Origin of the sequence: Burkholderia sp. MS455 (assembly GCF_016899445.1) — a bacterium.
GTDB classification, from domain to species: domain Bacteria; phylum Pseudomonadota; class Gammaproteobacteria; order Burkholderiales; family Burkholderiaceae; genus Burkholderia; species Burkholderia pyrrocinia_C.
Window position 1 is genome coordinate 1,573,087 of sequence record NZ_CP041779.1, and the last position, 26,732, is coordinate 1,599,818.

The 26,732-nt window shown below is 62.3% G+C and carries 24 protein-coding genes, 1 tRNA gene and 2 pseudogenes; 19 read left to right on the forward strand and 8 right to left on the reverse strand.

Annotation, left to right across the window (positions count from 1 at the left end; all coding sequences use genetic code 11):
• Window positions 1-68: 68 nt before the first annotated feature.
• Both FPJ27_RS26400 and FPJ27_RS26405 read left to right on the forward strand, forming a co-directional pair.
• Window positions 69-455: an integration host factor subunit alpha gene (locus FPJ27_RS26400; RefSeq protein WP_040144036.1), complete on the forward strand. Its 387-nt coding sequence runs from the start codon at window positions 69-71 to the stop codon at window positions 453-455.
• A gap of 61 nt (window positions 456-516) precedes the next feature.
• A complete protein-coding gene (locus FPJ27_RS26405; protein ID WP_072441730.1) occupies window positions 517-933 on the forward strand; it encodes a MerR family transcriptional regulator in 417 nt (138 codons plus the stop codon).
• 81 nt (window positions 934-1,014) lie between these two features.
• Here the strand turns inward: FPJ27_RS26405 and FPJ27_RS26410 are convergent, their stop codons facing one another.
• Complete coding sequence (locus FPJ27_RS26410) at window positions 1,015-3,231, reverse strand: hypothetical protein (protein WP_204426240.1); 2,217 nt, start codon at window positions 3,229-3,231, stop codon at window positions 1,015-1,017.
• A 426-nt stretch (window positions 3,232-3,657) separates the two neighbouring features.
• Here FPJ27_RS26410 and FPJ27_RS26415 point away from each other — a divergent pair, with 426 nt between their 5' ends.
• The 5 genes and pseudogenes from FPJ27_RS26415 to FPJ27_RS36935 all read left to right on the forward strand — a co-directional run bounded on the left by FPJ27_RS26415 (window position 3,658) and on the right by FPJ27_RS36935 (window position 9,000).
• Window positions 3,658-4,371: a methyltransferase domain-containing protein gene (locus FPJ27_RS26415; RefSeq protein WP_204426241.1), complete on the forward strand. Its 714-nt coding sequence runs from the start codon at window positions 3,658-3,660 to the stop codon at window positions 4,369-4,371.
• Between the two features lie 160 nt (window positions 4,372-4,531).
• Window positions 4,532-4,608, forward strand: a tRNA-Pro gene (locus FPJ27_RS26420).
• Between the two features lie 131 nt (window positions 4,609-4,739).
• Complete coding sequence (locus FPJ27_RS26425; protein ID WP_204426242.1) at window positions 4,740-5,924, forward strand: DUF6538 domain-containing protein; 1,185 nt, start codon at window positions 4,740-4,742, stop codon at window positions 5,922-5,924.
• A gap of 437 nt (window positions 5,925-6,361) precedes the next feature.
• A pseudogene (locus FPJ27_RS36930) lies at window positions 6,362-8,166 on the forward strand (type VI secretion system Vgr family protein); the annotation flags it as partial.
• Window positions 8,161-9,000: a DUF2345 domain-containing protein gene (locus tag FPJ27_RS36935; protein ID WP_239483394.1), complete on the forward strand. Its 840-nt coding sequence runs from the start codon at window positions 8,161-8,163 to the stop codon at window positions 8,998-9,000. The pseudogene FPJ27_RS36930 and the gene FPJ27_RS36935, both read left to right, overlap by 6 nt.
• A 185-nt stretch (window positions 9,001-9,185) precedes the next feature.
• Here the strand turns inward: FPJ27_RS36935 and FPJ27_RS26435 are convergent, their stop codons facing one another.
• Entirely contained in the window at window positions 9,186-10,511 is a 1,326-nt protein-coding gene (locus FPJ27_RS26435) for an IS256 family transposase (protein ID WP_239483157.1), read from the reverse strand.
• Between FPJ27_RS26435 and FPJ27_RS26440 the strand changes: the two genes are divergently transcribed.
• From FPJ27_RS26440 to bamC, 4 genes are all read left to right on the forward strand, one after another.
• Complete coding sequence (locus tag FPJ27_RS26440; protein WP_204426243.1) at window positions 10,482-11,612, forward strand: hypothetical protein; 1,131 nt, start codon at window positions 10,482-10,484, stop codon at window positions 11,610-11,612. The two genes, FPJ27_RS26435 and FPJ27_RS26440, sit on opposite strands and share 30 nt — an antisense overlap.
• A 37-nt stretch (window positions 11,613-11,649) precedes the next feature.
• Complete coding sequence (locus tag FPJ27_RS26445) at window positions 11,650-12,561, forward strand: hypothetical protein (protein ID WP_204426244.1); 912 nt, start codon at window positions 11,650-11,652, stop codon at window positions 12,559-12,561.
• Window positions 12,562-12,577: 16 nt separating this feature from the next.
• On the forward strand, window positions 12,578-12,862 hold the full coding sequence (locus tag FPJ27_RS26450; RefSeq protein WP_204426245.1) for a PAAR domain-containing protein: 285 nt from the start codon (window positions 12,578-12,580) through the stop codon (window positions 12,860-12,862).
• A 420-nt stretch (window positions 12,863-13,282) separates the two neighbouring features.
• The gene (bamC, locus tag FPJ27_RS26455) at window positions 13,283-14,491 is read left to right on the forward strand and encodes an outer membrane protein assembly factor BamC (RefSeq protein ID WP_204426246.1); all 1,209 of its coding nucleotides are present in this window, start codon (window positions 13,283-13,285) and stop codon (window positions 14,489-14,491) included.
• Window positions 14,492-14,742: 251 nt separating this feature from the next.
• Here the strand turns inward: bamC and FPJ27_RS26460 are convergent, their stop codons facing one another.
• Window positions 14,743-14,970, reverse strand: coding sequence for a hypothetical protein (locus tag FPJ27_RS26460; RefSeq protein ID WP_204426247.1), 228 nt, complete (start codon window positions 14,968-14,970; stop codon window positions 14,743-14,745).
• A 66-nt stretch (window positions 14,971-15,036) separates the two neighbouring features.
• On the opposite strand from FPJ27_RS26460, the gene FPJ27_RS26465 reads away from it, so the two are divergent.
• Window positions 15,037-15,327, forward strand: a complete 291-nt coding sequence (locus FPJ27_RS26465; protein WP_204426248.1) for a putative quinol monooxygenase — start codon at window positions 15,037-15,039, stop codon at window positions 15,325-15,327.
• A 41-nt stretch (window positions 15,328-15,368) separates the two neighbouring features.
• Here the strand turns inward: FPJ27_RS26465 and FPJ27_RS26470 are convergent, their stop codons facing one another.
• The 3 genes from FPJ27_RS26470 to FPJ27_RS26480 all read right to left on the reverse strand — a co-directional run bounded on the left by FPJ27_RS26470 (window position 15,369) and on the right by FPJ27_RS26480 (window position 16,981).
• A complete protein-coding gene (locus tag FPJ27_RS26470; protein ID WP_034184019.1) occupies window positions 15,369-15,626 on the reverse strand; it encodes a hypothetical protein in 258 nt (85 codons plus the stop codon).
• 136 nt (window positions 15,627-15,762) lie between these two features.
• Window positions 15,763-16,044, reverse strand: a complete 282-nt coding sequence (locus tag FPJ27_RS26475; protein WP_072441725.1) for a hypothetical protein — start codon at window positions 16,042-16,044, stop codon at window positions 15,763-15,765.
• A 220-nt stretch (window positions 16,045-16,264) separates the two neighbouring features.
• Window positions 16,265-16,981, reverse strand: coding sequence for a YdcF family protein (locus FPJ27_RS26480; RefSeq protein WP_072441724.1), 717 nt, complete (start codon window positions 16,979-16,981; stop codon window positions 16,265-16,267).
• 157 nt (window positions 16,982-17,138) lie between these two features.
• Between FPJ27_RS26480 and FPJ27_RS26485 the strand changes: the two genes are divergently transcribed.
• Entirely contained in the window at window positions 17,139-17,456 is a 318-nt protein-coding gene (locus FPJ27_RS26485) for a hypothetical protein (protein ID WP_006495354.1), read from the forward strand.
• Between the two features lie 197 nt (window positions 17,457-17,653).
• On the opposite strand, the gene FPJ27_RS36630 is transcribed toward FPJ27_RS26485, so the two are convergent.
• Both FPJ27_RS36630 and FPJ27_RS26495 read right to left on the reverse strand, forming a co-directional pair.
• On the reverse strand, window positions 17,654-17,905 hold the full coding sequence (locus tag FPJ27_RS36630; protein WP_072441770.1) for a hypothetical protein: 252 nt from the start codon (window positions 17,903-17,905) through the stop codon (window positions 17,654-17,656).
• Between the two features lie 211 nt (window positions 17,906-18,116).
• A pseudogene (locus tag FPJ27_RS26495) lies at window positions 18,117-18,503 on the reverse strand (transposase); the annotation flags it as partial.
• A gap of 429 nt (window positions 18,504-18,932) precedes the next feature.
• On the opposite strand from FPJ27_RS26495, the gene FPJ27_RS26500 reads away from it, so the two are divergent.
• The 6 genes from FPJ27_RS26500 (at window position 18,933) to nusA (ending at window position 26,646) form a co-directional block, all read left to right on the forward strand.
• A complete protein-coding gene (locus FPJ27_RS26500) occupies window positions 18,933-19,835 on the forward strand; it encodes a LysR family transcriptional regulator (RefSeq protein WP_034184023.1) in 903 nt (300 codons plus the stop codon).
• A 75-nt stretch (window positions 19,836-19,910) separates the two neighbouring features.
• Window positions 19,911-21,113, forward strand: a complete 1,203-nt coding sequence (locus tag FPJ27_RS26505; protein ID WP_204426250.1) for a pyridoxal phosphate-dependent aminotransferase — start codon at window positions 19,911-19,913, stop codon at window positions 21,111-21,113.
• Between the two features lie 272 nt (window positions 21,114-21,385).
• On the forward strand, window positions 21,386-22,441 hold the full coding sequence (gene scpB, locus FPJ27_RS26510; protein WP_072441720.1) for an SMC-Scp complex subunit ScpB: 1,056 nt from the start codon (window positions 21,386-21,388) through the stop codon (window positions 22,439-22,441).
• Window positions 22,442-22,501: 60 nt separating this feature from the next.
• Window positions 22,502-24,253 carry a 23S rRNA pseudouridine(2605) synthase RluB gene (gene rluB, locus FPJ27_RS26515; RefSeq protein WP_204426251.1) on the forward strand — a complete coding sequence of 584 codons (1,752 nt, stop codon included), beginning with the start codon at window positions 22,502-22,504 and terminating at the stop codon, window positions 24,251-24,253.
• A gap of 459 nt (window positions 24,254-24,712) precedes the next feature.
• Window positions 24,713-25,171, forward strand: a complete 459-nt coding sequence (gene rimP / locus FPJ27_RS26520) for a ribosome maturation factor RimP (RefSeq protein ID WP_011351796.1) — start codon at window positions 24,713-24,715, stop codon at window positions 25,169-25,171.
• The gene (gene nusA / locus FPJ27_RS26525) at window positions 25,171-26,646 is read left to right on the forward strand and encodes a transcription termination factor NusA (RefSeq protein WP_034184027.1); all 1,476 of its coding nucleotides are present in this window, start codon (window positions 25,171-25,173) and stop codon (window positions 26,644-26,646) included. Before rimP ends, nusA begins: the two co-directional genes overlap by 1 nt.
• Window positions 26,647-26,732: the final 86 nt, after the last annotated feature.

A 26,732-nucleotide genomic window follows, 5' to 3' on the forward strand; every position in this document is an offset into this window, starting at 1 on the left:
AGGGCCCGCCCGCTTGCGGGCGGCTTTTTCCCATCGTAAGTTTTGATTCAACGCGCTGTATGGCAGATATGAACGACATGACCTCGAGTGAATTCGAAGCCCTCCTGACGGCGCAACGCAGCGCCATGAACCGCGACGCTTCGGCGCCGGCGTCCGCCGAGACGCCCACGCTGACGAAGGCGGAACTGGCAGAGCTGCTGTTCGACAGCGTCGGGCTGAACAAGCGTGAAGCGAAGGACATGGTCGAGGCGTTTTTCGAGGTGATCCGCGACGCGCTTGAAAACGGCGAAAGCGTCAAGCTGTCGGGGTTCGGCAATTTCCAGTTGCGCGACAAGCCGCAGCGTCCTGGCCGCAACCCGAAGACGGGCGAGGCGATTCCGATCGCGGCCCGCCGGGTGGTAACCTTCCACGCGAGCCAGAAGCTGAAGGCGCTGGTCGAAAACGGCGCGGAGTAAGCCCCGCGCGCTGACGTCTCCGCGCGGCCGCCGCGCACCCTTTACCGACGGTTAACCGACGATGACCACCACGGTTGAGAAAGTCGTTTTGCCTCCGATTCCCGCGAAGCGCTACTTCACGATCGGCGAAGTCAGCGAACTGTGCGGGGTCAAGCCGCATGTGCTGCGTTATTGGGAACAGGAATTCACTCAGCTGCGGCCGGTGAAGCGGCGCGGCAATCGTCGGTATTACCAGCATCACGAAGTGCTGCTGATCCGGCGGATTCGCGAGTTGCTGTACGAGCAGGGGTTCACGATCAACGGTGCACGCAACCGGCTCGATTCGCCGAGCGGCGGGCGGGCTGCGGCGGAACCGGTCGAATCCGCCGAGATGCAGGCCGCCGACGCGCGTGCGCCCGGCAAGCCGGGCGCAACCGTCGACGTCATCGCGTTGCGGCAGGCGCTGCTCGACGTGATCGACGGACTGAAGCACGACTGAAGCGCGAAGTACGAAGGACGAAATGAACAGCCCGGTTGGCGAAGCGCCACCGGGTTTTTTCATGCGCGTCGCGCACGCGGATCAGCGCGACGCGAGCGGATTCTTCTGCCCCATGTCGACGACCAGCGTGCCGTCCGGCAGCATTCTCACCGAGCCCTGCGCGACCTGGCTGCGGTAGTCGTACAGGTCGAAACGCATCGGGCCGGCCTCGGCCGAATTCCGGATCAGCGCGCGCACGTTCAGTTCGAGCACGTTGAACATCTTCATGTCGCCGCCTTCCATCCACATGTAGCTCGGCGCATCGATCTGCGGCCGCTTCGGCACGGGCGCGCCCGCGGCCCGCCGGAACGTGAGGCGCAGCCCGTCGCGCTCGACCGTTGCCTGCCCGAGCTTGCCGTTCAGCACCGGCGGCGGGAACACGGTGTACTGGTCGAGCACGAGCGTGTCGCCGCGCAGTTCCGCGCCGCGACGCTGCAGCGGCGTCAGCGAAGCGAGCTCGATACCGAGCGAGCGCAGCAGCTTCGCCTGCGGAATGCCGAGCACCGACACCTCGGATGGCTTGAACGCGAGGTGCCGGTCGTCGAGTACCGTCAGCGAGCCCTTCATGTCGGTCGGCAGCCAGACGCCCGGCACGTGATTCCACAGCTTGATGCCGCCCTGGACGCGCAGGTTCTGGCCGTCCGCACTGAGCTGCAGGTCGTTCAACGAACGTGGCGAGTAGTCGAGCAGGTAGTTGTTGAAGAGCGCGGACATCGCCTTCCATGACTCGACGACCGTGCCGCCGAGAATGCGGATGTCGTACTGGTTCGGATCGTCGAGGTCGACGGGCTCGACGGGCCGCTTCGACACGAGTTCGACGTCGAGATCCTCGACATGAAAGCCGATATCGCCGGACAGGTTGAAGTCGACGTTGTGCAGATGGATCGTCGGGTTGCGGTTCGACACGTGCCGCTCGTTGAACGGCGTGGTCGACATGCGTCGCATCGCGACCTTCTGCATGCCGGGCCGCGCCGTGTCCGCCGCGAGCGCGTAGGCTTCCCAGTGCTGGCGCACCTCGCGCAGCGCATACTGCTGCGCGGCGAGGAAGCTGTCGTTCAGGCGTGCGGCCGCGTTGCCGAGCTGCGCGCCGCTGGCCGGGCCCGTGTACGAAGGCATCCGGATGGCCATCGCACCGCTTTCGTCGAAATTGAAGTAGCCGGCCGACACCTGGTCGCGATAGTGATACAGGTCGAACACGAAATTCCGGTCGCGCTTCGCCGGATCGACCGGACCGATCAGGATGTCGGCGTTCATCGGCATCGAGCGCATGAATTTCACGTCGCCGCCGCGAATGACCATCGCCTGCTGCGGCGCGTTCGCAGGCATCGCGAAGCCTGCATGCGTACCGTCGTCGAGCGTAAGGTCGAGGCCGGCCGGCGTCACGCGCAGCGCGGTGATCGTGAGCTTCAGGCGCGGCGGCGGCATCAGCTTGTCGACCGACATTACGAGATCGTCGCCGGCGAGCTGCGCGATCGGCGTCTGGACCTTCAGCAGGTCGGCCATCTTCACGTTGGCCGCGCGCATCACCGGCTGCGCGTTGATGCCCGACACGCGCACGCCGGTCGGGTGGAACACGAGCTGGCTGCCGTCGCGGATCGCGAGCGTGCCGGTCAGCGAGAACGGCGCCCAGCCGTCGCGCTGCATTTCGCCCTGCAGGTGGATCACGCCGTCGCCGGCCGACACGGCGAGCTTGCGCAGCGGTGCGTTGCGGTAACCGAAGATATAGGTATTGAAGAGGGCGGTCAGCTTCGCGTTGTCGAGCGTGACCGTGCCTTCGTGCACGTCGATCTCGAAGCTCGTCGGATCGTCGAACACGATCGGCGCGCCGGCCTGCGTCGGCACGAGCGTGGCCGACAACCGATGGATGAAGAAGCCGAGGTTGTTGACGATGCGGAAATCGACGTCGCGCAGGAACGTCATCGCGCCGTTCTGGCCCGAGTCGCGCAGCGTGAACGGGCGCGGTTGCGTGAGGCCGATCGATGCGAGCGACGGCACGGTGCGCGCGATCTGCTGCTCGCGGGCGAGGCGTTCGGCTTTGGTGCGCTCGATCTTCGTCGACGCGACCGACGCGTTGCCGTCGCGCTGCGCGGACGATTCCGCACAACCGGTGCAGAGCAGCGCGAGCGCCAGCGCCAGCGCGCCGCAGCCGAACACGCGGGCTGTCTTGTGCGAAACCGGGGCGGCCGCGCGTCGCGGGCCGGAAATCCAGTCGAAAATTGCCAAAGGCGAGCGATGGCCGCGCCGGACCGCATTCCGCATCGTCTGTCTCCGTGTCTTGTCGTGATCGACGGCGGCGCGCGCCACTGTCCGGCGCGAGCGTCGATGCCGTGCAGTGTGTCATAGCGCGCTAGAGCGGCGTTACCAAACAACGGGCGCCCGGGCGCTGCGAGCCGACGGGCTGCGGGACAATGGATTCGGGGTAGCTGGGCGGCCGGATCAAACGGTCGTTTGGTTTGTGCAGACCCTCGGCCGACGTGTTTTTTAGACGAATGGGCGAATCCGCTGCCAGCCTTGGCCGGCGCGGGTTTTCAGCGGATTCGCGACGCGTCGGTCGAGGGGGTCGAGGCAAGCGTGCGATCCTTCCCGGTCGTGCAGCGTCGACAGGTACGATCGGCGGCAACGGCGAGGTAAGATCAGTTTTATGGCTGTACGGATCAAAACACTTGGCCGTCACGGGGAAGCGTCATGGATCTGAAGGAAGTCGACGTATTGGGTGCGGGTGTGGGCGATCACTGGTACTACGCGTCGAAGGCGAGCGCGATCCGTCGGTTCCTGGGCGGGGCGGGCGCGAACCGGATACTCGACGTCGGTGCAGGCTCCGGCTTCTTCTCGAAGCACTTGCTCGAACGCACGCAGGCGACGGAAGCGTGGTGTGTCGATACGAGCTACGCCGACGATACCGACGAAGAGACGGCCGGCAAACCCATCCACTTTCGGCGGTCCGTCGAGCGATTCGATGCCGATCTCGTTCTGCTGATGGACGTGCTCGAGCATGTCGACGACGATGTCGGGCTGCTGGCACAGTATGTGAAGGGGGCGCCTCCGGGCAGCCGGTTCCTGATCACGGTTCCCGCGTTCCAGTTCCTCTGGAGCGGCCATGACGATTTTCTCGAGCACAAGCGCAGGTACACGCTCGGCGGTCTCGAGGATGTGGTTCGTCGTGCGGGGCTCGACGTCGAGCGCGGCGCCTATTACTTCGGCCTCACGTTTCCGCTCGCGGCAGCGCTGCGGCTGGGCGAGCGGGCGCGTCGGCATCCGCGCGAGCCGGCGTCGCAATTGCGCCGGCACCATCCGCTCGTCAACGGCTTGCTCAAGACGATCTGTCGCGCCGAGTTGCCGATGTTCCGGTTCAACCGCGTTGCCGGCCTGACAGTCATCTGTGTTGCGCGCAAGCGGTGAATGCGATGCGGCCGCCGTGCAATGGGAGCGCAGATCGCGCCAGCGTGCGCGGCTTCACTCGTATCGGCACCGGCACGCCAAAAAATTTCACAAGAACATTCACAAAATGCATGCGACCCGATTCTAAATTGGAAAAGTGTCTGTTATACTTTTCTTCTTTCGGGGCGTAGCGCAGCCTGGTAGCGTACCTGCATGGGGTGCAGGTGGTCGGAGGTTCAAATCCTCTCGCCCCGACCAGGAATCAAGGCCTGGAAGGCTTGTCAGTAAAGGGTTTCCTTATCTGGTATAGCTTTCCAGGCCTTTCCTTTTTCCGGGTGTGTCAGTTTGGTGTGTCAATTCCGCCGTGCAACAATGCGGAGATGACTGACTTGGCAACCCTTCCCACTGGCGTCTATTTGCGCCCAGGCTCGTCCGTGTTCCACCTCCGGATCGGCGTGCCCAAAGACCTGCAACAACACTTCCGCAATCCAAAGACCGGCAAGCCGAAAGCCGACGCCTATCGGGCGAGCTTGCGTACATCGAACCGCGACGAGGCAATCACCAAGGCCCTCAAGCTGATAGTAGAGTACCGGGATCGATTCGACGCGTTGCGGGCCAAAGCCGCCCCTGCGCCGTTTGTTACGCTCACGTCAGCGTTGGTGCGCCAGATTGCAGACGTGCTACGCCACCAGATTTTGCAAGCTGACGACAATGTGACGTTCCTAACACCTGAGCCGGAACTGAAGGCGTTAGGAATGAAGGGCCTGAGACGGTCATACTCCGCAGACTTGGCGGCAATGAAACGCGGTGACCTTCAGTCAGCACGCGCCTACGCCGAGCGTACCGTCGAGGCTTGGGGTATCCGGGTCGATTGGTCATCCCCGGAGGGGATGCGCGGGCTACTCCAGATCGCGCGAGCGTCAATGGCGGCCTGGCAGGACGTGATGGAGCGGAAGGATGGTGCACCTATCGATACCCCGCCTGCACCGGAGCCGCCCGCATTGCACGCGGACGCGCATGAGTCCGCCGAGTCGCAGGAGTCGCCTAAGACGCTCAGGGATGTCGTACCGGCGTGGATCGCTCGAAATGCCCCGAAGGCCAACGCTGTAGGGCGCACCGATAAGGCACTGGCCCTGTTCGAGCAGGCCGTGGGCCGCGTACCACTCACCAAGCTGACCAAGGCAACGGGGGCCACATTTGTCGACTTCCTGCTAGACCCGGCTCGCGGATGGTCTCGGAAGACTGCTGGAAATCATGCTACCTGCATCACGTCGCTAGCAAACGTAGCCGTAAGCTATGTGTCGCAGGTGCTCTTTGTATGCCTGATTGAAATAGTCCTTGTAGGCTTGAAGCAGTGGCAATCCAGCCGTGTCTTGCCCGCAGAAGGGGCAGTGTTCCTCTGGCTTGTGGCGAAGCCCTTCGTTGACCCACCGCTCTGTCTCTTGGCCAAGATGCGCGTCGAAGTGCTTTCTCACCTCTGTTTCCGCATCCTCCTGCAGCCTTTCAAAGTGCGACCGAAGGATTCTAAAGCGTTTGAATTGGTATTGGCTCATATGAGTCGATATTTCGTTTGACAACCTGATTTCCAGCGAGAGGCAATGGTTCCCGACGAGGTCCGTCGCTGGGGACCAATGCGGTTTGCGTTGGCCTTGGAATGCTGAGGGCTGGCGTTCGCCGCGCTGGCGCACCTATCGCCTTTGACCTCTCGCCGTCGGCACATTGCGCCATTCCGTTGCGGAATGGGCGCGACTGCCCGCCCAACAGTTCGACAGCGGTTCCGTGAGGGGTGGACGGAACGGCTGAGATTGACATGGGACACTCATCGATGACATCGGTGCAGATGCTGTCGAAAAACTTTCATCGGTTTTGCATTGGTTGACGGACAACGAGGCACGAGTAAGGGGAAGCACTAGCTATTCAGCTGTAGAATACCCGGCGAGAGAACCTGGGCTATCTTGGTAGCAAGTAAGCTAAAAGTAATAAAAGGATCGGGATGAGTGTGCAAGACATCATGAGGGCGATTCAAGGCGGGCCGATCCAACGGGATCGTTTACTGAAACTCGACACCCCGCTTGGGGACAATGTATTGCTGCCTACGCGTACCGTAGGTCGGTCCAGAATTGGACGACATTACGATTTCACGCTCGATGTGGCGTCGACGCGTAGCGATCTCAAGCTGACGAGGCTGATTGGCCAGCCCATTACTCTGTGGCTCCAGCAGGCCGACCACTCCTACGTTCCGCGTCACGGTTACGTTTATGCAGTAAGGCGGCTGGGATCGGAAGGCGGACTAACCAGCTTCCAAATCAGCTTCGCTTCGTGGATGCATTTCCTGAAATTTCGCCGCGATCAGCGTATCTGGCAGGACAAACCGGTGGATGAAATCCTCCGGGACGTATTCAACGCTCATTCGCAGGCGAGAGGCCGATTCGATTTTGCACTCTCGAAGCCGCTTCCGCCGAGATCATATTGCACACAGTACGAGGACGATTGGAATTTCGTTCATCGGTTGATGGAAGAGGAGGGGTTGTTCAGCATCTGGAAGCAGGCCAGCGACGGTAAATCGCATACCGTCTGGATTCGTGTGAGCCGCTTGTCGCGAGTTCAGTGCAGTTCTCGCGCGACGGTGTGAATAGCGAGGTCGACGGGTTGATCCACTGGTCCGGCCTGCGCACCCTCCATAGCGCCGCGCTGACCACTCGCACGTTCGACTACAAGAGTCCTTCACCCCTCGCGAATCCGAAGGGTACCAACGTCCCGACGGTATCCCACGAACTGCCGGAACAGTTGGAGATGTACGAGTACACCGGTCCGTATACGTATCTTGAACAGGGGCGTGGAGACCACCTCTCCAAAATTCGCATGGAAGAGTGGGAGTCTCGCGCCAAGCGGTTTTACGGTACGGGCGGACTGCGCAGTGTTGATGCGGGGCGGACATTTACGCTTGTTGGACATCCACAACACGACCTTGACTCCGCCGAGCGCAATCAGTTCGCCATCATCGAAGTGGTTTGGCTGATCGAGAACAATCTCCCAGTTTCAAACCATCACGCAAATCTCCCAGGTAGTTTGCAACGCCAATTGGCAGAGGCGTCGGCGAATCAGGACGGAGCACGGCCATCCCGCGTACCCCATCATGATGGCTCCGAGGGCTTTTTTCTGATTGAGTTAGAGGCGCAGCGTAAATCCGTGCCTTTCCGAAGCCCGTTCGAGCACCGCAAGCCCGTCATGCAAATGCAAACTGCGACGGTGGTTGGTCCGCGAGAGCAGAATATATATACCGATGAGTTGGGTCGAACCAAGATCCAATTCCACTGGGACCGAATCGGGCAACGCGATACGCGGAGTTCGTGCTGGGTGCGTGTGAGTCATCCGTGGGCGGGGCAGGGATTCGGAATGATCCATGTCCCACGTATCGGCGATGAAGTCGTCGTGTCGTTCTTGGACGGGTGCCCCGATCGCCCTCTTATCACGGGCCGCGTGCCGAACGGCGTCAATTTTGTCCAATGGAAGCTCCCGGATAACCAAGCCTTGTCGGGTCTACGTTCGCGAGATTTGGCCAGTACGATGGCGAACCATATCGTTGCCGACGACACGCCGGGCAAACTTCAAGTGCAAGTCGCGAGCGATCACGAGCGGTCTCGCCTAGTTGTCGGGTACAACACGCGCATTGAAGGCAATGAAGGGCGTGGTGAAGCACGCGGAATCGGTTGGGAACTGGCAACCGACTCGTGGGGCGTGCTGCGGGCGAACCAAGGGATGTTGGTGACAACCGAGGCTCGCTCGGGTGCGGCCGCCGCTGTGAAGGACATGGGCGAGACGGTGCAGCGTTTGGCACAAGCGAGAGACTTGCACGATACGCTTGCCAATGCGGCCGTCCAAGCGCAAGCGCAGGATGCGCAGGACCAGCCCGAGGTTGCCAAGGTACTTCGGAAACAGAGCGACGAGATCAGAGGGGCGGGTGGGGGACAAGGGAGTGACGCGTTTCCGGAACTGTCGAAGCCCCATCTGGTTTTCGCGTCACCGGCCGGAATTGAAGCGACGACGGCAGGTAGTACTCACCTTGCGAGCGGTGAACATATGGCGCTCACGAGCGGCGCTCACGTTAGCGTCAGCAGCGGCAGCAACCTGCTAGCCACTGCTCGAAACGCTATTCGCTTGTTTGCGTACAAACTGGGTATCCGAATGGTGTCGTACGCCGGAGACATCGATATCAAGGCGCTACAGAAGAACCTCAACCTGCTGGCGAAGCTCGAAATTACGCAGACCGCGAACCGAATCACAATCAAGGCGACTGACGAAGTGATGTTGCACGGTGGCGATAGTTATATCAGCCTGAAAACCGGCAAGATTACGGTGGGTGGTGGCGTTTATGAGGTTAACGCTCAAGTCAGCAACATGCCGCCCAAGCCGATGGGGGTTGCGTCGAACGGTACACCCGCCGTCGAGGCGAACGACCAAACTTTCAGAATGCTCACTCCCTCAGGGCGATCTCTGCCGGGTGTTGCCTATCGAATGACGTCCGACTCCGGAGAGCATGTTTTCCAGACCAATAATCTCGGGCGGTCGGCAACCTTGAATACAGCTCAGGAAGAAAATGTTAAATTTGGCATTCACTGGGACGAATTCTTCACGGACGCAGATAAGTAAAGGTTAAAAGATGGCCAATCTTGCAGAAGATACTACCAACCCAAAAAGCAATACGTGCATTGACGCGAATTGTGATTGCAAAATCATCTGGTCGCTCGCCCATCAATATGCGATGGCCCAACTGGATACACGCACTCCCGTCCGAGCAATCGTCAAGACTGGTGTACGCGGGTCGGGCGGCATGATCAGGCGGCTAGCGCTTGAGGAGCCGGTGTGCTTTCCATCACCGGGGTGCCGTCCTTGAAGGGAATGCCCTTCAGAAGCGGTTCGATCCTGTCGACGCCGCGGATCTTCCTCCAGGTCTGCTCGGCCGCTTCGATCAGCTTGAACGCCATCGCGAGGAAGGTCGAGCGCGACAGACAGTTGCGCGTGCGGCTCGTGCGGTGGCGCACCGTCGCGAACGTCGATTCAATCGGATTCGTGGTCCGCACGTGCTGCCAGTGTTCGGCCGGGAAGTCGTAGAACGCGAGCAGTGCGTCGCGGTCTTTCGTGAGCTTCTCGACGGCCTTTGGGTACTTGGCCGCGTACGTGTCGACGAACTGGTTGAACGCGGCGATTGCGTCGGCTCTTGTCGCGGCATTCCAGATCTCGGCGAGCGCAACCTTGGCCTTGCCGTGCTGCGATTTGGGCATGACGTTGAGTATGTTGCCGATCTTGTGAAACCAGCAGCGCTGGTGCCGTGTCTGCGGGAACACCTCTTCAAGCGCCGCCCACAGCCCCATCGCGCCATCGCCGACGGCAAGCAGCGGCGGCGCCTGCAGACCTCGTTTCTTCAGATCGAGCAGCAGCTCTTTCCAGGATTCCTTCGATTCGCGATAGCCGTCGTTGAGCGCCACGCGCTCCTTGCTGCCGTCCGGTTTCACGCCGATGATCACCAGCAGGCACTGCCCGTCCGAATCCTCTGCGCGGGCTTGCGTATGGATGCCGTCGGCCCACCAGTAGACCCAGCGCGAGGTGGACAGGTCGCGCTTGTTCCACTTCTCGTACTCTTCTGACCAGGCGGCCTTCAGGCGGCTCACGACGCTCGCTGACAGCCCTTTAGCCTGTTCGCCGAGCAGCTCGGACAGTGCGTCGCCCATGTCGCCGGTTGAGACTCCTCGCAGGTACAGCCACGGCAGCGACGATGACACGCGCGGCGACTTGCGCACATAGGGCGGCACGATCGTCGAATTGAACTTGATGCCGGAGCCCGAACGATCGCGGACCTTCGGCACCTGAACGGGCACCGGACCGACTGCCGTGACGATCTCGCGCTCTGGCAGGTACCCGTTGCGCACGACAGCGCGCCGGCCATCGATCGTCTTCACATTCGAATACTGTTCGAGCATTGCCGCCAGTTCCGCCTCGATTGCCTGCTGGATGATCCGCCGCGCCCCTTGCTGGATCAGATCGTCCAGGCCGGGCGTACCCTTGATGTCTGCTTCTGTTGTTTGACTGCCGCTCGTATCCTGCGTAAGTTTCGCCATGGTGGTGGAGTTCGATTGAGGAAGTGTTACCGTGAGAAGCAACATTCTCCTTCAATCGCCACCGCCTTCTCCTGCCTCAACCCTACGCCGCATACACCACTTTCAACGATAGCTCCTCCCGTCCTGAAGGATGGAACGCCCGATTATCGATTCAGTTCGCATTCCATTTCAGAAACCAAGATTGAACCCGGCGATGCATCGTTTGTCGGAAAAAACTATGGGGCAAGAGCCCGTCGGGTGGCATCAAGCTACGCACGCATGTTTCTTGAGGATTTTCATCTCGGAGAAAAGGACAAGCTTGGTCGGTTTTATTGGACTGGCCTAGGTGCGTTTGCGGCCAAACAGGTTTCAGCTAATTTGGAAAGTTGGCAGGTAGACAAGATGCCCGGCATGGGTATCGTCCATGAAGGATTGGGGAAAGGTAATCTGTGGATTTATAACGATCTTCTCGTCTGGTGCTACGGATATGCGGCGGACCCAGTGGCGTTCCAGGATTGCGCCAAGCAACGTGACAGTCGGCAATACCATCCCACCGTGCAGAAGAACCTGATGCGACAGCAGTGGGCGGTCGACGTGGTTCCAAAGTGCCCGGTGATCAATGAAGCCAGCGCCACAATGGACGATGCAGGATCCGGTAAATTCCTTGGCTCCAATTCGGAGAATCCGGGATATTTCAAATGGACTCCGCGAGTATCCATCGGCTTCAAGTTGGTCAAGCAATGGGAAGAAACGACCGACAGTACCTTTAAAGACAACTTTGCCTTCAATCATCTTTGGGTAATGGCGCAACATGAGCAGGGCGAAGTATTGCAAGGACTGATATATAATGACGCGGAATTCATCGGAAAGCTTAAATTTCAGCGAACTATGGATCAAGCGACTAGCTCGGAAAAATGGTGGGCTGCGCCGGCGCGTGCGTTCCACGCGTTAATCCCACCTTTGCAACTGAGCTTCACGGCCCAAAATGAAACGTCCGACATGAAGTATCGCTCCAACGCCCCGAAGGATCTAATCCTTGAAGATTACAAGCAACGAATGGCGTGGATTAAAGACACCGGGAAATTATTTCACTTTCTCATGCAAAAGCAGCGCAATTACATGCTAAGCGAACTAAAGGCAATTGCCGCAATGGGCGGCTTGACATGATTGGCCTGCTGATCGCGAACCATTATTCGAGCCATTCATGCGAAAGCCCTTGAAAATATTTGCATGCGCTTTAGCGGCCCTTTCCGCATGTTTCGCAATTATTGCATTGATGAACATTCAAGAGAAAAAGGACAAGCCAATGACGCCTCAAGTTGTCACGATAAAGTTCGGGGCCGACGGGAAATCCAATGCCCAGAATCAGGGTTTTTCCGTGATGAATCATCCATCTGGTGTGTATGCATACCAAATGAACTGGGATGACACAACGAAACTCGGATCGGTAAAATATATTCAAGGGCCTTATTCCTTCGATATCGACAACGCCATGATTGTAACTGGCTTGGGCGACAAAGACAGCCCCGAGGATGGCGTTGATAATTGGGACGTCAATTTTAATATCTCATCATCAAAAACAATTTCAGATGAAGAGGGGCGCGAAAAAATCATGTCCCTGCTTGGCAAACTGCGAGCCGCCGGATGGAAAAGGTATATATATGCCGCATCTCCTCGCCTCATTGGCAGAGAGGCGATGAAGTATGCCACTTCAGAATCCGGAACTCTTTACTCATTGGATTCCACCTATGTACCGACGATGGAAGAATGGAAGAGCTTGATTACCGTTGAGCCGCGATGGATTTTCTATGCTGATGGAGTGTTTCTTACTTTGTCGCTATCCCATCAACCATCCGGATCCCCTGGAATGGGATACTATTTGACCGACATTCAAGTCAGTACCGCATCTGATCACTACACCCCATACTTTACAGATAGTGTTGAACGCAGAAGAAACTGGAAGAAACTCATATCTAACGAGTTGAAACCGGCAGGGAACGAGCGATCAAAGAAAGAAGCTGAACTGAAAGCTTCCGGTTACACGATCGACACGACATACCAGGCTCCGCCGTTCGAGGCTCCAGACTTCTCGGCCAAGGCGGGTGCTGCTCATTGATCTGGAGGGGCAATCGATGCAACGAGCAAACTTGCACGGACGAGCGCAGATTGTGGTTGGCGATGCGACGAGCCACGGCGGCAAGGTGATTTCGGGTAGTCCGTCTTCGACCTGGGGCACGGCGAAGGTTCCCATTGCCCGCAAGGGGGATCAAGTGACTTGCCCGCTTTGTGCGCCGCATCTGTTTGAAATTGCTGAAGGGGTGGACGGGTGTGAGGATTTTGGGCAGCCGATGGCGCTGGAGGGTCATAAAACAACTTGCGGTGCGGTCTTGATCGCGCAGCCTGCGCCAAACGATTGACGGTCTTCAATTTGGTTCGCACACGTAGGGTCCCTGTTTTTTGCTCGACATTGTTTGCGCTTGGGAACTCTTAAAGGGCAGGAGCCGGGCGCTGCACCCTCGAGATGGTGAATACTCCTTGTAAGAGACGCGCCAGGCAGCCATCGCGGGTTTCTGCGCTTGCTCGTGCTACACTGCCTCGAACTGTGTCAATCGGCACGGCGGTTTTGACCGGTACACTCCCCGGAGAGCCTTATTCCACCGTGGGTTCGTAGAGGTTCAAATCCTCTCGCCCCGACCAGACAAGAACCCGCGTCAGTTCATGCTGACGCGGGTTTTTTCTTGCCGGTCGCTTTTTTGCACATCGCGGCGCGGCCCCGGTAAAATGCAAGGTTGATCCACGGAAAGCGCCGTGATTTAGCGGAAGAGGATTCCCCGAACATGACTGATCTTCGTCTTACCATGCGGTTCGCTGCAGTGCTCGCCACTGGCGCGCTCGTCGCCGGTTGCGGTACGTCGTCGCCCACGAAAGTGGACTACAAGAGCGATTCGAAATCGAAGGAAGCGTCGCTCGCAGTGCCGCCCAACATGCTCGACGAGACGGCCGATCAGCGTTCGCTGCCGCCCCAGGGCGGCGCGACTTCCCTGTCTGCGCTTCAGCAGGTCCAGCAGGCAGCGCCTGCGCTGGATACCGTCGCGCCAGCCGTGGCCGGCATGCATATCCAGCGCGACGGCACCGAGAGCTGGCTCGTGATCGACGGCAAGCAGCCGGCCGCCATCTGGCCGCAGGTGCGTCGTTTCTGGCAGGAGCAGGGCTTCCTGCTCGTCGTCGACCAGCGCGACAAGGGCGTGATGGAAACCGACTGGAACGAAACCCATCCACAGATCAACGACGGCCTGATCCGCAGCGTGATCTCGAAGGCGATGGGCAACTCGTACGTGACGGCCGAGCGCAACAAGTACCGCACGCGTCTCGATTCGGCACCGAACGGCGGCACCTACGTGTTCATCAGCCAGAAGGGGATGCGCGAGGCGATCACCGGCGCGAACAACGATTCGAGCAAGTGGGAGCCGAAGCCGAACGATCCGGCGCTCGAGACCGAGTACCTGAAGCGGTTGATGGCCGTGCTCGCGCAGAACGAGCAGCGTGCGAAGAACGGCGAGCCGCCGATCGCGAACATCAAGGACAACGAGGTGCCGAAGGACAAGAAGGCCGACGCCGACGCATCGTCGAAGGCTGCCGCCGCGATCGCCGCGCAGAACGTCTCGCGCACGTCGGCGCAGGGTAACGATGCGGCCGACGCGGCCGTGCCGTCCGAAGTCACGCTCGGCGAGCCGTACGACCGATCGTGGCTGCACGTCGGTCTCGCGCTTGATCGCGCGAACTTCACGGTCGACGATCGCGATCGCTCGAAGGGGTTGTATTTCGTGCGCTATGTCGATCCGAAGGACCTGAGCTCGGCCGAGCAGGGCTTCTGGAGCCAGCTGTTCCACGGCAAGAAGGAAAAGCAGGCGAAGCAGTACCGCGTCAACGTGAAGGCGCTCACGGCCGACCAGACGCGCGTCGCGGTCGTCGACGATTCGGGTTCTATCGACACGTCGTCGCCGGCGCGTCAGATCATGGGGCTGCTCGTGAATCAGCTCCGCTGATCCCGACGTTTCCCCGCATTCGTGCGAAGCCCGCCATTCGGCGGGCTTTTTTTATGACCGCTCGCCGGCGTGCGGCTTGCGCGCGCATGTGCGAGAGGTTCGGTCCCCCATCGTGACGTTACGTAACATCCGTGCGTTACGGCGGCAGAACGCGTGTCACATTGTTGTCGACCGAAAAATTGTCCTTATGAATCAATGGTATGGCCGGTGTTCGATGCTTGGCACGCAAACTGCTTTATATGTTGGAATCGTTAGAGCAGGGAGGATGACGTCAGATGCCGGGCGAGCGTCGCGAGCGCTCGATCAACGGTCTCGACGTTTTCAAATGCCGGCACAACCAGTGCCGGCGCAACTGATGACGATCCGTGCGCCAGCGCGCGGATCTCGATGGCCCCGTCGCCTATCCTCGTAGGGCGACGGTTTCGCCCGCGCTTCTCCGAAGCGCGGGCTATTTTTTTGGCCGTCGTGTAGTGCGGCATCGGCGTGGCCGATGCATGATGCGTGATTCGCGTATTCTCGGAATTTTCTGGATGAAGGAGTCGGGAATGGCGGAAATTGCAGTCGTGGCGCTGATCGTCGCGAAGCCGGGCGCCGAGGACAAGCTGCGCACCGTGCTCGAAGGGATCGTCGAGCCGACCCGCAACGAAGCCGGTGCCTTGCAGTACGACCTGCACCGGGATCTGAAGGAGCCCGCTCGGTTCGTGTTCGTCGAGCGCTGGGAGAGCGAGGAGGCGCTGGCCGCCCATGCGCGTTCCGCGCACATTCTCGCTTATCGCGAAGCGGCCGCGGACTGGATCGAAAGTTCCGAAATCCGCGTGCTGTCGAAGCTCGTCTGAGCAGGGTGGGGCGACCGGACGTGTCCGGTCGCAGTAGCGCGTCAGTGCGACGTGCCGGGTACGTCGAGGATCAGGATGATCGTCCAGTCGGCGTCGCCGTCGTGATGATACTGGCGCTCGGCGACGATGAACGGTTGCTGCTTGCCTTGCGGGCCGAGGAAAAGCACGTCGCCCTCCATCGGCAGGCACTCGATCGGCGGCAGCGCGAGGAATGCGTCGGCCGAGCCGCGGGGCATCAGTTGCTTGATCTGGCGAGTGGCGGCTTCGGTCCACTCGATGTCGAGTTGAATGTTGCTCATGCTGTCCTCCGCACCGGGGTGCGCACGGGTGGAAAATTTCGGTGCGCGACTTTAGCACAGCGCGCGGGCACCGCAACCAAAAAAGCCGAACCCGGTTGCCCGGATTCGGCTTTTCGCTTGTGCGGTATCGCCGAACTTACTGGCTGGCAGCTTCTGCCGGAGCGGCCTTGGCAGCCTTCTTGCCGGCCTTCTTCGCAGCAGCCTTGTGGTGAGCAGCCTTCTTGCCGTGATGCTCTTCCTGCATCGCCGGCTGAGCGGCTTCAGCCGCTTGTTGCTGCTGCAGCGCCTGTGCGCGCTGCTCGATCTCGGAGATCTTGGCCGGATCGGTAATGGTCTTGATTTCCGTGCTCTCTTGCGCATACGCTGCGCCAGTCAGCGCCGACATCGCTACCAGGATAGCCAGGGACGTCTTCTTCATTGCTTTACCTCCGCTAAGTGGTGATGAACCCGAATGTTGCCGTTTTGTCTGGCGACTGCAAACGAGTGCGTGTCGAGTGTAACAAAAGTGACGGATCAATGTGCACCGGATCTTGGCGCGACGCAAGGCCGCGTTGAAGTCGCGCAACACTTCGCGCACTTCGTCACGCGCCTGCCATCCTGGGCAGTACTGCCATTCCGCTCCCCTTTCCGCGCAGTTGTCAGAACCACCCGAGCCATCGGTAGACGTGGAATTGCGCGATGCCGACCAACTCGTGCAGCGCCTGCTCGGCGTTGGCCACATTGCGCCAGCGTGGCAGCCAGCCCGTTTGCGCGCGCCGTCGATTTGCATAAACGGGCTGCGGATCGATGCCGAATCGGCGGAAATCGAGCAGGGCACGGCGCATCTGGTACGACGAGGTGACGAGAATGCGTGCGTCGTCATACTGTGGGCGTAGTATAGACGCAGTGAATTTCGCGTTTTCGTAGGTTGTGCGGCTGTTCGGTTCGAGAACGAGGTCGCCGGGGGCGATGCCCTCCGCGACGAGCTGGCGTCCGTATACGGCCGCCTCGGTTTCGCCATGATGCTGCGGGTCGCCGCCCGACATCAATACGGTGCAGCGCTCGGCCTGCTGCCGGCACACGCGATAAAGTGCCGCCACCTTGTGGATGCGCGCAATGCCATCGGGCGGCGGTTGCAGCCCGGAGTCGGTGCGGTGCGTGCCGGTGCCGATGAGAATCAGCGTGGTTCGCCCATGCATGTCCGGGTGCTCGACCGGCACGACGCCCGCCTCGCTCCACGCGATCAGCGGCGCGGTGAGCCAGCCTGTCGCGAGCAGCCAGAACAGCGCAACGGCGGCGATCGAGATGACTCGTCGCCGCTTGCGGCAGAGCATGAAACAGATGAAGAGAAGTACAAATGAATCGAACAGAATCAATTTGATTGGGGTATGGTGTCTTTTTATGGACGGCTGACGATCCGGCCCTGAAGCGACGCCGAACGTCGGCCTCCAGAATCGGTGGCGGTATCGGCGGGCGGAGACCCTGCCCGGCGCACCGCTTCGCATTGTCGCTGCACTTTAAGAAAGAATCGAGATGGCCACGTATTCCAACGAAGCGGTGCTCGACGCATTGAGACGAGTGCAGTACCGCCAGGTACCGTGGGCACGCCGCCCGGGCGTGTTCGAGTATCTCCGTTCGCTCGGGCTGATGGACACGGTCAGGCAGAAGACCGTTGCCCCGGCGCCGGGTTTTCACGCACCGGTGGACATCGCCGTGCTGACCGACAGTGGTCGAGCCGAATTTTCGCGCCTCGAGCGCGACGAGAAATTACTTTCCTGGACCGATCGCCGCATGGACGACTACGCATTGAGCGAAGCCAGCGCCGTGGCGATTCTCGAAAGCCGCCTGTAGCGGCGTAGACCATCCCGCCTCGGGCGTCGCCGCGCAAGCCGGCGACGTCAAAAAAAAGCCCGTATCGCGAGGATACGGGCGTACCGGATACTTTTGCTGTTGCCACGCTGTGCTCATGGCAACGATGTGACTCGTCGCATGCGGCGCAGTTCCCGAAAACGGCCATTTTCTTCGGCGATATCCTGAAATTGGCAGGACTACGGATGACGCGGCATGTCGGACGGCTGCGAGCCGATGCGCGCCCGCGCATTGCTGGCGATATCGCCGCGCAGGTCGCCGCGCGGCACGGTTTGCCGGCCGGACGGGGCGGCAGACGGCGGCTGGCGGAGAGTATTGCGGTGATCCTGCTGGCGATGAGGCGGTTTCGCGCGATCGTCGGCGTGAACTGGAGCGGTCAGCGCCAGGGAAATGACAATGCCGCATGCGACAAGCAGTGACATTGGTTTCATGGCGGGGGCTCCCTTCAAGCCGTCGGCGCGGCCTGTTGATATTTCGCTAAGGTAAGCGTGGGAGTGCAGGCTTGCTGTAAATATTGGTAAATAGTTGTATCGCGGCACGACAACGGTATTCGACAGCAACGCAGGCGTCGCGAAAAGATCGCGTCGCGGAAAGAAACCGGGCGGCCGAAGCCGCCCGATCGAGCATTCGTTACGCCATCTTGACGGGGGCGCGCCAGGATTCCGGATTGGTCCAGAAGGCGCCGCGCAGCCGGTCGCGGCTCGGCGGTGCGGGCGGCTTCGCGGCGCTCGCGCCGATGCGCCCGCGCAGCGAGATCTGCCGGCCGCTCGTGCCGAGTCGCTTCACGATTTCGGCGAGCGTGCCGTCTGCCTGCCATTCGTCGAAGCGACGGCGGCAGGTCGGCGGCGACGGATAGCGGCCCGGCAGCTTCGACCAGCCTTCACCCGTCGACAGCACCCACAACACGGCGTTTACCACCGAGCGTGCTTCCACCCGGGGGCGGCCGCGCCGTTCACTCCGTGCGGGTTCCGAGCAAAACAGACCTTCGACCAGCGCCCACTCGTTATCTCTCAAATCGTCGAACAGCATCATGTCCTCACCTCAGCGAAGCTAACTCCGGTGCGCTGCCCTGCGCCGCGCACTCTTCAAGCACTCGATCGTCGAGTGCCGGGTGGGGGCGTCCGGTTGGCCGGCAGCGGCGTTTCTGCCTTTCCATCCGACGAAACCTACGCCCTGTGCGCCAGGTAATGCACGAAGCGTGCCACGTCGGAGGCGAATCCCTCGAGAGCCGCTTGGCAGCGAGCTAACGGCTAAGTCAGCTAGGGGCGTATAAGACGCCAAAATAACCCGCCAGCAAATCGGGACAATCACCAATCTTGTGCAGTTCGCCCGCGCTGCGTGCGTTTGCTTGTGTATTGCACCGCAGCGAAACATGTGCGGCCGGTGCCGGATTCGTACGTCGAAGCCGGTCGCGCATTAAAATCGTGCATCGATATCGACGATTGATGAGGTCAGGAGATGAACGTCACGCTGCGCCAGCTTCGCGTATTCATCGAGGTAGCGCGGCTCAAGAGCTTCAGTCGCGCGGGCGACGAAATCGGGCTCACGCAGTCCGCGGTCAGCCGCTGCGTGCGAGAACTCGAGGCCGAGCTTGGGCTGAAGTTGATCGACCGCACGACGCGCGACGTGCAACTGACCGACGTCGGCGCGAACCTGATCGCGAGCGTGTCGCGTCTGATCGACGATCTCGACGACACGCTGCGCGAGATTCGCGAGATCGGTGAGCAGCGCCGCGGGCGCGTGATCGTCGCGGCGAGCCCGACGATCGCCTGCAGGCTGATGCCGCGCGTGGTTGCATCGTGCGAGCGCCAGTTTCCGTTCGTGACGCTTGGCCTGCGAGACGACGTGCAGAGCGACGTGCTGCGCAAGGTGAAGTCGAGCGAAGTCGATTTCGGCGTCGTGATCGGGCCGCTTACGGTCGCCGATCTCGTCTGCGAACCGCTGATGACCGATTCGTTTTGCCTCGTCGCGCGTGCCGATCATCCGCTCGCGGCGCGTTCCGAGGTGCCGTGGACGGCGCTGGACGGCGAGCGCCTCGTGCTCCTCGATCACGCGTCGGGAAGCCGGCCGCTGATCGATGCCGCGCTGGCCGCCCATCATGTCAATGCGACGGTGATGCAGGAGCTCGGGCATTCGGCGACCGTGTTCGGGCTCGTCGAGGCCGGCGTCGGCGTGAGCGTGCAGCCGTGGCTGTCGCTGCCGCTGCCGGCCGGCTCGACACTCGTCGCTCGGCCGCTCACGCCGCGCACCGAGCGCACGGTCGAACTGGTGCGTCGCCGCGACAGGTCGTTGTCGCCCGCGGCGCAGGCGATCTGGGAACTCGTGCGGCAGATGCCGGCGAGGGCGGAAGACCTCGACTGACGTGCGCGGAAGCGACGCGGCCCGGCTTGCGGGCCGGTACACTACGCGGATCGTGTTCCTGGGCGGTGGTTCTCGATGACGCATTCCGCAGGTTTTTCCCCGACGACCGATGAGCCGGCGGCGCGCGCCGCGGTACACGCGCTGCGTCCGTCGCTGATTCGGGAGGTGGCGAACGCCGGCTTCGGCGTGCCTGACATGCTGCCGTTCTGGTTCGGCGAGTCCGATCGCGTGACGCCGGATTTCATCCGCGGCGCCGCGGCAGCGGCGCTGCGCGACGGCGCGACCTTCTACACGCACAACCTCGGCACCGCGCCGTTGCGCGATGCGATTGCGGCCTACGTGAGCGCGCGTCATGGTGCGACCGCGGCCGACACGGTCGCCGTGACGAGTTCGGGCGTGAACGCGCTGATGCTGGCCGCGCAGATGCTGGTCGGCCCGGGCGAGCGTGTCGTCGCGGTCACACCGCTGTGGCCGAATCTCGTCGAGATTCCGAAGATCCTCGGAGCGCAGGTCGATTGCGTACCGCTCGGCTATGGCGACGCAGGCTGGCAGCTCGATGTCGAGCGGCTGCTCGCCGCGCTGACGCCCGATACGCGGATGCTGCTGGTCAACTCGCCGAACAATCCGACCGGCTGGACGATGTCGCGCGACGATCAGCGGGCCGTGCTTGCCCATTGTCGGCGTCACGGCATCTGGCTGGTCGCCGACGAGGTGTACGAACGGCTTGCGTTCGGCGACGGCGGCGCGCCGTCGTTCCTCGATATCGCATCGCGCGACGAGCGGGTCGTTGTCGTGAATTCGTTCTCGAAGGCGTGGGCGATGACGGGCTGGCGGCTGGGATGGCTCATTGCGCCTGCATCGGTGATGGGCGATCTGTCGAAGCTCGTCGAATACAACACGTCGTGCGCGCCGGGCTTCGTGCAGGCCGCGGGCGAGGTCGCGCTGCGGGATGGCGAGCCGTTCGTGCGGTCGTTCGTCGCGGCGCTGCGCGAAGCGCGCGATCACCTGGTCGCCGCGCTGCGGACGCTGCCGGGCGTCGAGGTGCCGCCTCCGCCGGGCGCGATGTACCTGTTCCTGCGCCTGCCGGGCGCGGCCGACAGTCTCGCGTTCTGCAAGACGCTGGTGCGCGATGCGGGGCTCGGCCTTGCGCCCGGGCGGGCATTCGGCCCGGAGGGGGAAGGATTCGTGCGCTGGTGCTACGCATGCGATCCGGCACGACTCGACGCGGGCGTCGAGCGGCTGCGCCGGTTCCTCGCGCGCGGCGCGGCTGCCCGCTGAAGCAGGGCCGGAGCGGGCGCGGCGCACTGGCGGCGGGCCAATCTGCTCATCTTTACGCACCGGGCAATTTTGCGTAATATGGCGCTCAGTCACGCGGTTCCGTCGTTGAGCCGTGCTGTTCCGTCCGGTTTGGGCCTGGCCTGAAGTTGGTTCGCCGCCCCCGGTTCGTGCTCCCATCAATATGACCGATCAGAATCGGGCGAGCGCGTCTTCCGTTCCTTTCGTCTGTTTGTTGATCCGGTTCGTTTGACCACAGGGTCTGGCCTAGCTGCATGAATACCCAAGAGGCGAAGATCGTCCTCGAGACTGCTTTGATCTGCGCGCAGGAACCGCTGAAGCTCGGCGATTTGCGCAAGCTCTTTGCCGACGGCGTGTCGGCTGACACGGTCCGCACGTTGCTCGAAGATCTGAAACAGGATTGGTCCGGCCGCGGCGTCGAACTGGTGGCGCTGGCGACCGGATGGCGCTTCCAGAGCAAGCCGGCGATGCGTCACTATCTGGACCGCCTGCATCCCGAGAAGCCGCCGAAATATTCGCGCGCGGTGCTCGAAACGCTCGCGATCATCGCGTACCGGCAGCCCGTCACGCGCGGCGACATCGAAGAGATTCGCGGCGTCACGGTCAATACGCAGGTGGTCAAGCAACTCGAGGATCGCGGCTGGATCGAGGTGATCGGTCATCGTGACGTGCCGGGGCGTCCGGCGCTGTATGCGACGACCAAGCAGTTCCTCGACGATCTCGGCCTGAAGGCGCTGGACGAGCTGCCAGCGCTCGAAGAGCCGGCCGCGAACATCGAGGCCGCGCTGCTCGCGCAGCACGCAATGGACTTCGACGGCGGCGTACCGGTTGCCGACGACACGCCGCAAGCCGGTGACGCAACAGACGATGTGCCGCAGGCGCAGGCGGATGAAGCGTCTACCGGCCAATTGGCCGAATTGCCGGGGGATGTCGCGACCGATGTCGCGTCGACGCAGGAAATGCCGAACCGCGATACGCTCGATGCTGATCGCCGGCAAACGGAACAAACGGAACAGGTTGGCGCCGAAGCAGTGCCGACCGATGTGCAGCCCGAGCCGTTGCGCGCGGATCGGAGCGAGGAAGATCGCAACCCGGCCGCCGAAGCGGCTGCCGGAGACGGAGCGGAAGCGGCCGGCGACATGCCCGGCGAGGTTGGCCAGGCCGACGCCTCCCGTTCCCGTCCCGCGGACGGCGAGATGCTGGACGACACGTCCGACAGTCTCGCCGATGCCGTACGAAGCGCCAGTGCGCCCATCGGCGCCGACGCGCTGCCGGACGACGAAGCAGAACCCGAACAGCGTCGCGCCTGAACGCGGCCAACTTCTTGCCGCGCCCGCGCCGGGCGCGAGACCTGACATTTTGAGGTTGTTTTGACAGATATCCACGATATTGAATCGTCCGCGCCTGCCGTGCAGGCAGCGCGTGCCGACGATGCACCGGAGCAGGACGCTTCGGCCGCGGGTGGCGACGAGCGTCCCCGCCGCGGTCTGCGGCGAGGCCCGCGCAGCCTGATCGCACGGCGTCGCGCGGCGGCCAAGTCGAAGGGCGCCGAAGGCGAGCCGCAGGGCGGCGAAGGCGCGGACGCGCAGCCGGCCGAGGCCGTCGAAGCGCAGCCCGCGCGCGCGCCGCGCAAGGAAGGCGCGGCCAAGGGCGGCCGCAAGCCGGCCGGCAAGCGCGAAGGTGCTGCCAAGGGCGGCCAGGGTGCACAAGGCGGCCAAGGCCGCCGTGGCGGCGCACCGAAGGCTGAAGGCGGCTCGGCCAAGGCGGAGGGTGATGCGTCCCAGGACGAACTGTTCGCATACGTGACGTCGCCCGCATTCGACGCGGACAACTCCGCGGGCGGCAGCGGCGTGCGTGCGCCGATGCTGCGTCGCGGCCGCAGCCAGCCGGCGAACAAGCGCGTGCTGTCGCCGGACGACGACGCGCCGAAGCTGCACAAGGTGCTGGCGGAAGCGGGCATGGGCTCGCGTCGCGAAATGGAAGAGCTGATCGTCGCCGGCCGCGTGTCGGTGAACGGCGAGCCCGCGCACATCGGTCAGCGCATCATGCCGACCGACCAGGTGCGGATCAACGGCAAGCCGGTCAAGCGCAAGCTGCCGAACAAGCCGCCGCGCGTGCTGCTGTACCACAAGCCGACGGGCGAAATCGTCAGCCATGCGGATCCGGAAGGCCGTCCGTCGGTGTTCGACCGCCTGCCGCCGATGAAGACGGCAAAATGGCTTGCGGTGGGCCGCCTCGACTTCAATACCGAAGGTCTGCTGATGCTGACGACGTCGGGCGACCTCGCTAACCGCTTCATGCATCCGCGCTACAGCGTCGAGCGTGAGTACGCGGTGCGGGTGGTCGGCGAGCTCACCGAAGGCAACCGGCAGAAGCTGCTGCACGGCGTCGAGCTGGACGACGGCCCCGCCAATTTCCTGCGCATCCGCGATGGCGGCGGCGAAGGCACGAACCACTGGTATCACGTCGCGCTGGCCGAAGGCCGCAACCGCGAGGTGCGCCGGATGTTCGAGGCGGCCGGCCTGATGGTGAGCCGCCTGATTCGTACGCGTCACGGCCCGATCCCGCTGCCGCGCGGTCTGAAGCGCGGCCGCTGGGAGGAACTCGACGACGCGCAGGTGCGCAAGCTGATGGCGACCGTCGGCCTGAAGGCGCCGTCCGAGGAGAAAGGCAAGCGCGGCGGTGCCGGCCAGGCAGAGCGCCGCCAGCCCGATCCGATGCTGACGTCGATGGGCTTCATCAGTCGCGAGCCGGTGCTGACGACGCACGGGCAGCTCGACCAGCCGCGCCGTGGCGGTGGCCGTCGTGGCGGGCCGGGTCTGCCGGGCCTGAGCGGCTACGGCAGCCTGCCGGTTGCGCCGTCGGGCTACGGCAACCGTGCTGGCGGCGGCCGCGACGGTAACCGCTCGGGCGGTGGCCGAGATGGCAACCGCGCTGGCGGCGGCCGTGATGTCGACGGCAATCGCGCGTCGTACGGCGCTGGCCCCAAGCGTGAGGGCCCGGCGGGCGGCAAGCGAGGCGGCAGCAAGGGCGGCAATCGCAATCCGAACGGCAATCGTGCCGAAGGCGCCGGCAACAGCGGCGGCCCGCGTCCGCAGCGCAGCCGCACGCGCAGCCGCTAAGCGTCTCGCGGCATGCGGCGGCACAAAGCCGCCGACGTGCGGCAGGATCGGCATCCGTCCGGTTTTGTCGGCGCGACGCGTTGCGTTTTTTGATTGCGACTGTATATATATGCCGCGTGCCGCTGGATGGCGGCCGGCATGCCCGATCTCCGGTGCGGCCGGATTGCGCCGGTTGATCGGGTAGCCGGATTTCGCATTTTCGGTCCGTAAAGGCAGTCGAAACGCTGCTTTCACCGGCTGGCTTGGCGTTTGCGCCAAAAATCGCTATAATCGCGGAGTCGCTGGGCGTACGGATTCAATGTGCGGCTCAGGTGCGACCACCAGTAAGAAAGATGGGCGTTCCGCCCATTTTTTTTTGCTGAAACGGTTAGGCATCTCGGGTAGCGCTTCCTGCGCCGGCTAAGGCGCGCGCCCGCGGGTGAATCGCGAGCGGCGGGCGCGAACACCTGAGAGGACACTGTGCAACTGACGGAACTGATAGAAACCACGGTCACCGGGCTCGGCTACGAGCTGGTGGATCTCGAGCGCACCGGGCGCGGCATGCTTTGCATCTACATCGATCAGCCTGCCGGCATCTCGCTCGAAGATTGCGAAAAGGTCACGCGTCAGCTCCAGCACGTCTTGACGGTCGAAAACATCGATTACGAACGGCTCGAAGTCTCGTCCCCGGGGCTCGACCGCCCGTTGAAGAAGCTGGCCGACTTCGAGCGCTTCGCCGGCAGCGAAGTTTCCGTGACCTTGAAAAAGCCGCTGGACGGGCGCAAGACGTACCGGGGCATTCTGCACGCGCCGAATGGCGAAACGATCGGTTTGGAATTTGAAGGGAAGAAGGGCGAGGCGGCCATGCTGGATTTCACGCTGGCCGATATCGACAAAGCCCGCCTGATTCCGCAAGTTGACTTTAGGAGCCGCAAATAATGAGTCGCGAAGTGTTGATGCTGGTGGATGCGCTGGCGCGCGAGAAAAACGTCGACAAGGATGTGGTGCTGGGCGCCCTCGAGGCTGCGCTCGCGTCTGCTTCCAAGAAGCTGTTCGACGAAGGCGCCGAAATCCGCGTCCATATCGATCGCGAAAGCGGCGAGCACGAAACCTTCCGTCGCTGGCTCGTCGTGCCCGACGAGGCAGGCTTGCAGGAGCCGGATCGCGAGATCCTGCTGTTCGAAGCACGTGAGCAGAAGCCCGACGTCGAAGTCGGCGAATATGTCGAGGAACCCGTACCGTCGATCGAGTTCGGTCGCATCGGCGCGCAGGCCGCGAAGCAGGTGATCCTGCAGAAGGTGCGCGACGCGGAGCGCGAGCAGATCCTGAACGATTACCTCGAGCGCGGCGAAAAGATCATGACGGGCACGGTGAAGCGCCTCGACAAGGGCAACTTCATCGTCGAATCGGGCCGTGTCGAAGCGCTGCTGCGCCGCGACCAGCTGATCCCGAAGGAAAACCTGCGCGTGGGCGACCGCGTGCGCGCGTACATCGCGAAGGTCGACCGCACCGCGCGCGGCCCGCAGATCGAGCTGTCGCGCACGGCGCCCGAGTTCCTGATGAAGCTGTTCGAGATGGAAGTGCCGGAAATCGAGCAGGGCCTGCTCGAGATCAAGGCGGCGGCCCGCGACCCGGGCGTGCGCGCAAAGATCGGCGTCATCGCGTACGACAAGCGGATCGATCCGATCGGCACCTGCGTCGGCATTCGCGGCTCGCGCGTGCAGGCCGTGCGCAACGAGCTCGGTGGCGAAAACATCGACATCGTGCTATGGTCGGAGGATCCCGCCCAGTTCGTGATCGGCGCGCTCGCGCCGGCAGCTGTCCAGTCGATCGTCGTCGATGAAGAAAAGCACTCGATGGACGTCGTCGTCGACGAGAACGAGCTGGCTGTCGCGATCGGCCGCAGCGGTCAGAACGTTCGCCTTGCCGGCGAGTTGACCGGCTGGCAGATCAACATCATGACGCCGGACGAATCCGCCTTGAAGCAGGGTGAAGAGCGCGACCGGCTGCGTGCGCTGTTCATGGCGCGTCTCGACGTCGACGAAGAAGTTGCCGACATCCTGATCGACGAAGGCTTCACGAGCCTCGAAGAGATCGCGTACGTGCCGCTCAACGAAATGCTCGAAATCGAGGCGTTCGACGAGGACACCGTGCACGAACTGCGCAACCGCGCACGCGACGCGCTGTTGACGATGGCCATCGCGAACGAAGAAAAGGTCGAGAACGCAGCGCTGGATCTGAAGAGCCTCGACGGCGTCACGCCGGAGCTGCTCGCGAAGCTGGCCGAACATGGTGTGCAGACGCGAGACGATCTCGCCGAGCTTGCAGTGGATGAACTGGTCGACCTGACCGGGATGGAAGAGGATGCCGCTAAGGCGTTGATCATGAAAGCACGTGAACACTGGTTCCAGTGAGAAATGACCATGGCGCACTGATTTGATGGCGGCCGTATGGCCTGACCCGATGCTAACAGCAAGGAATCGGTCCTTGCACTAAGAGG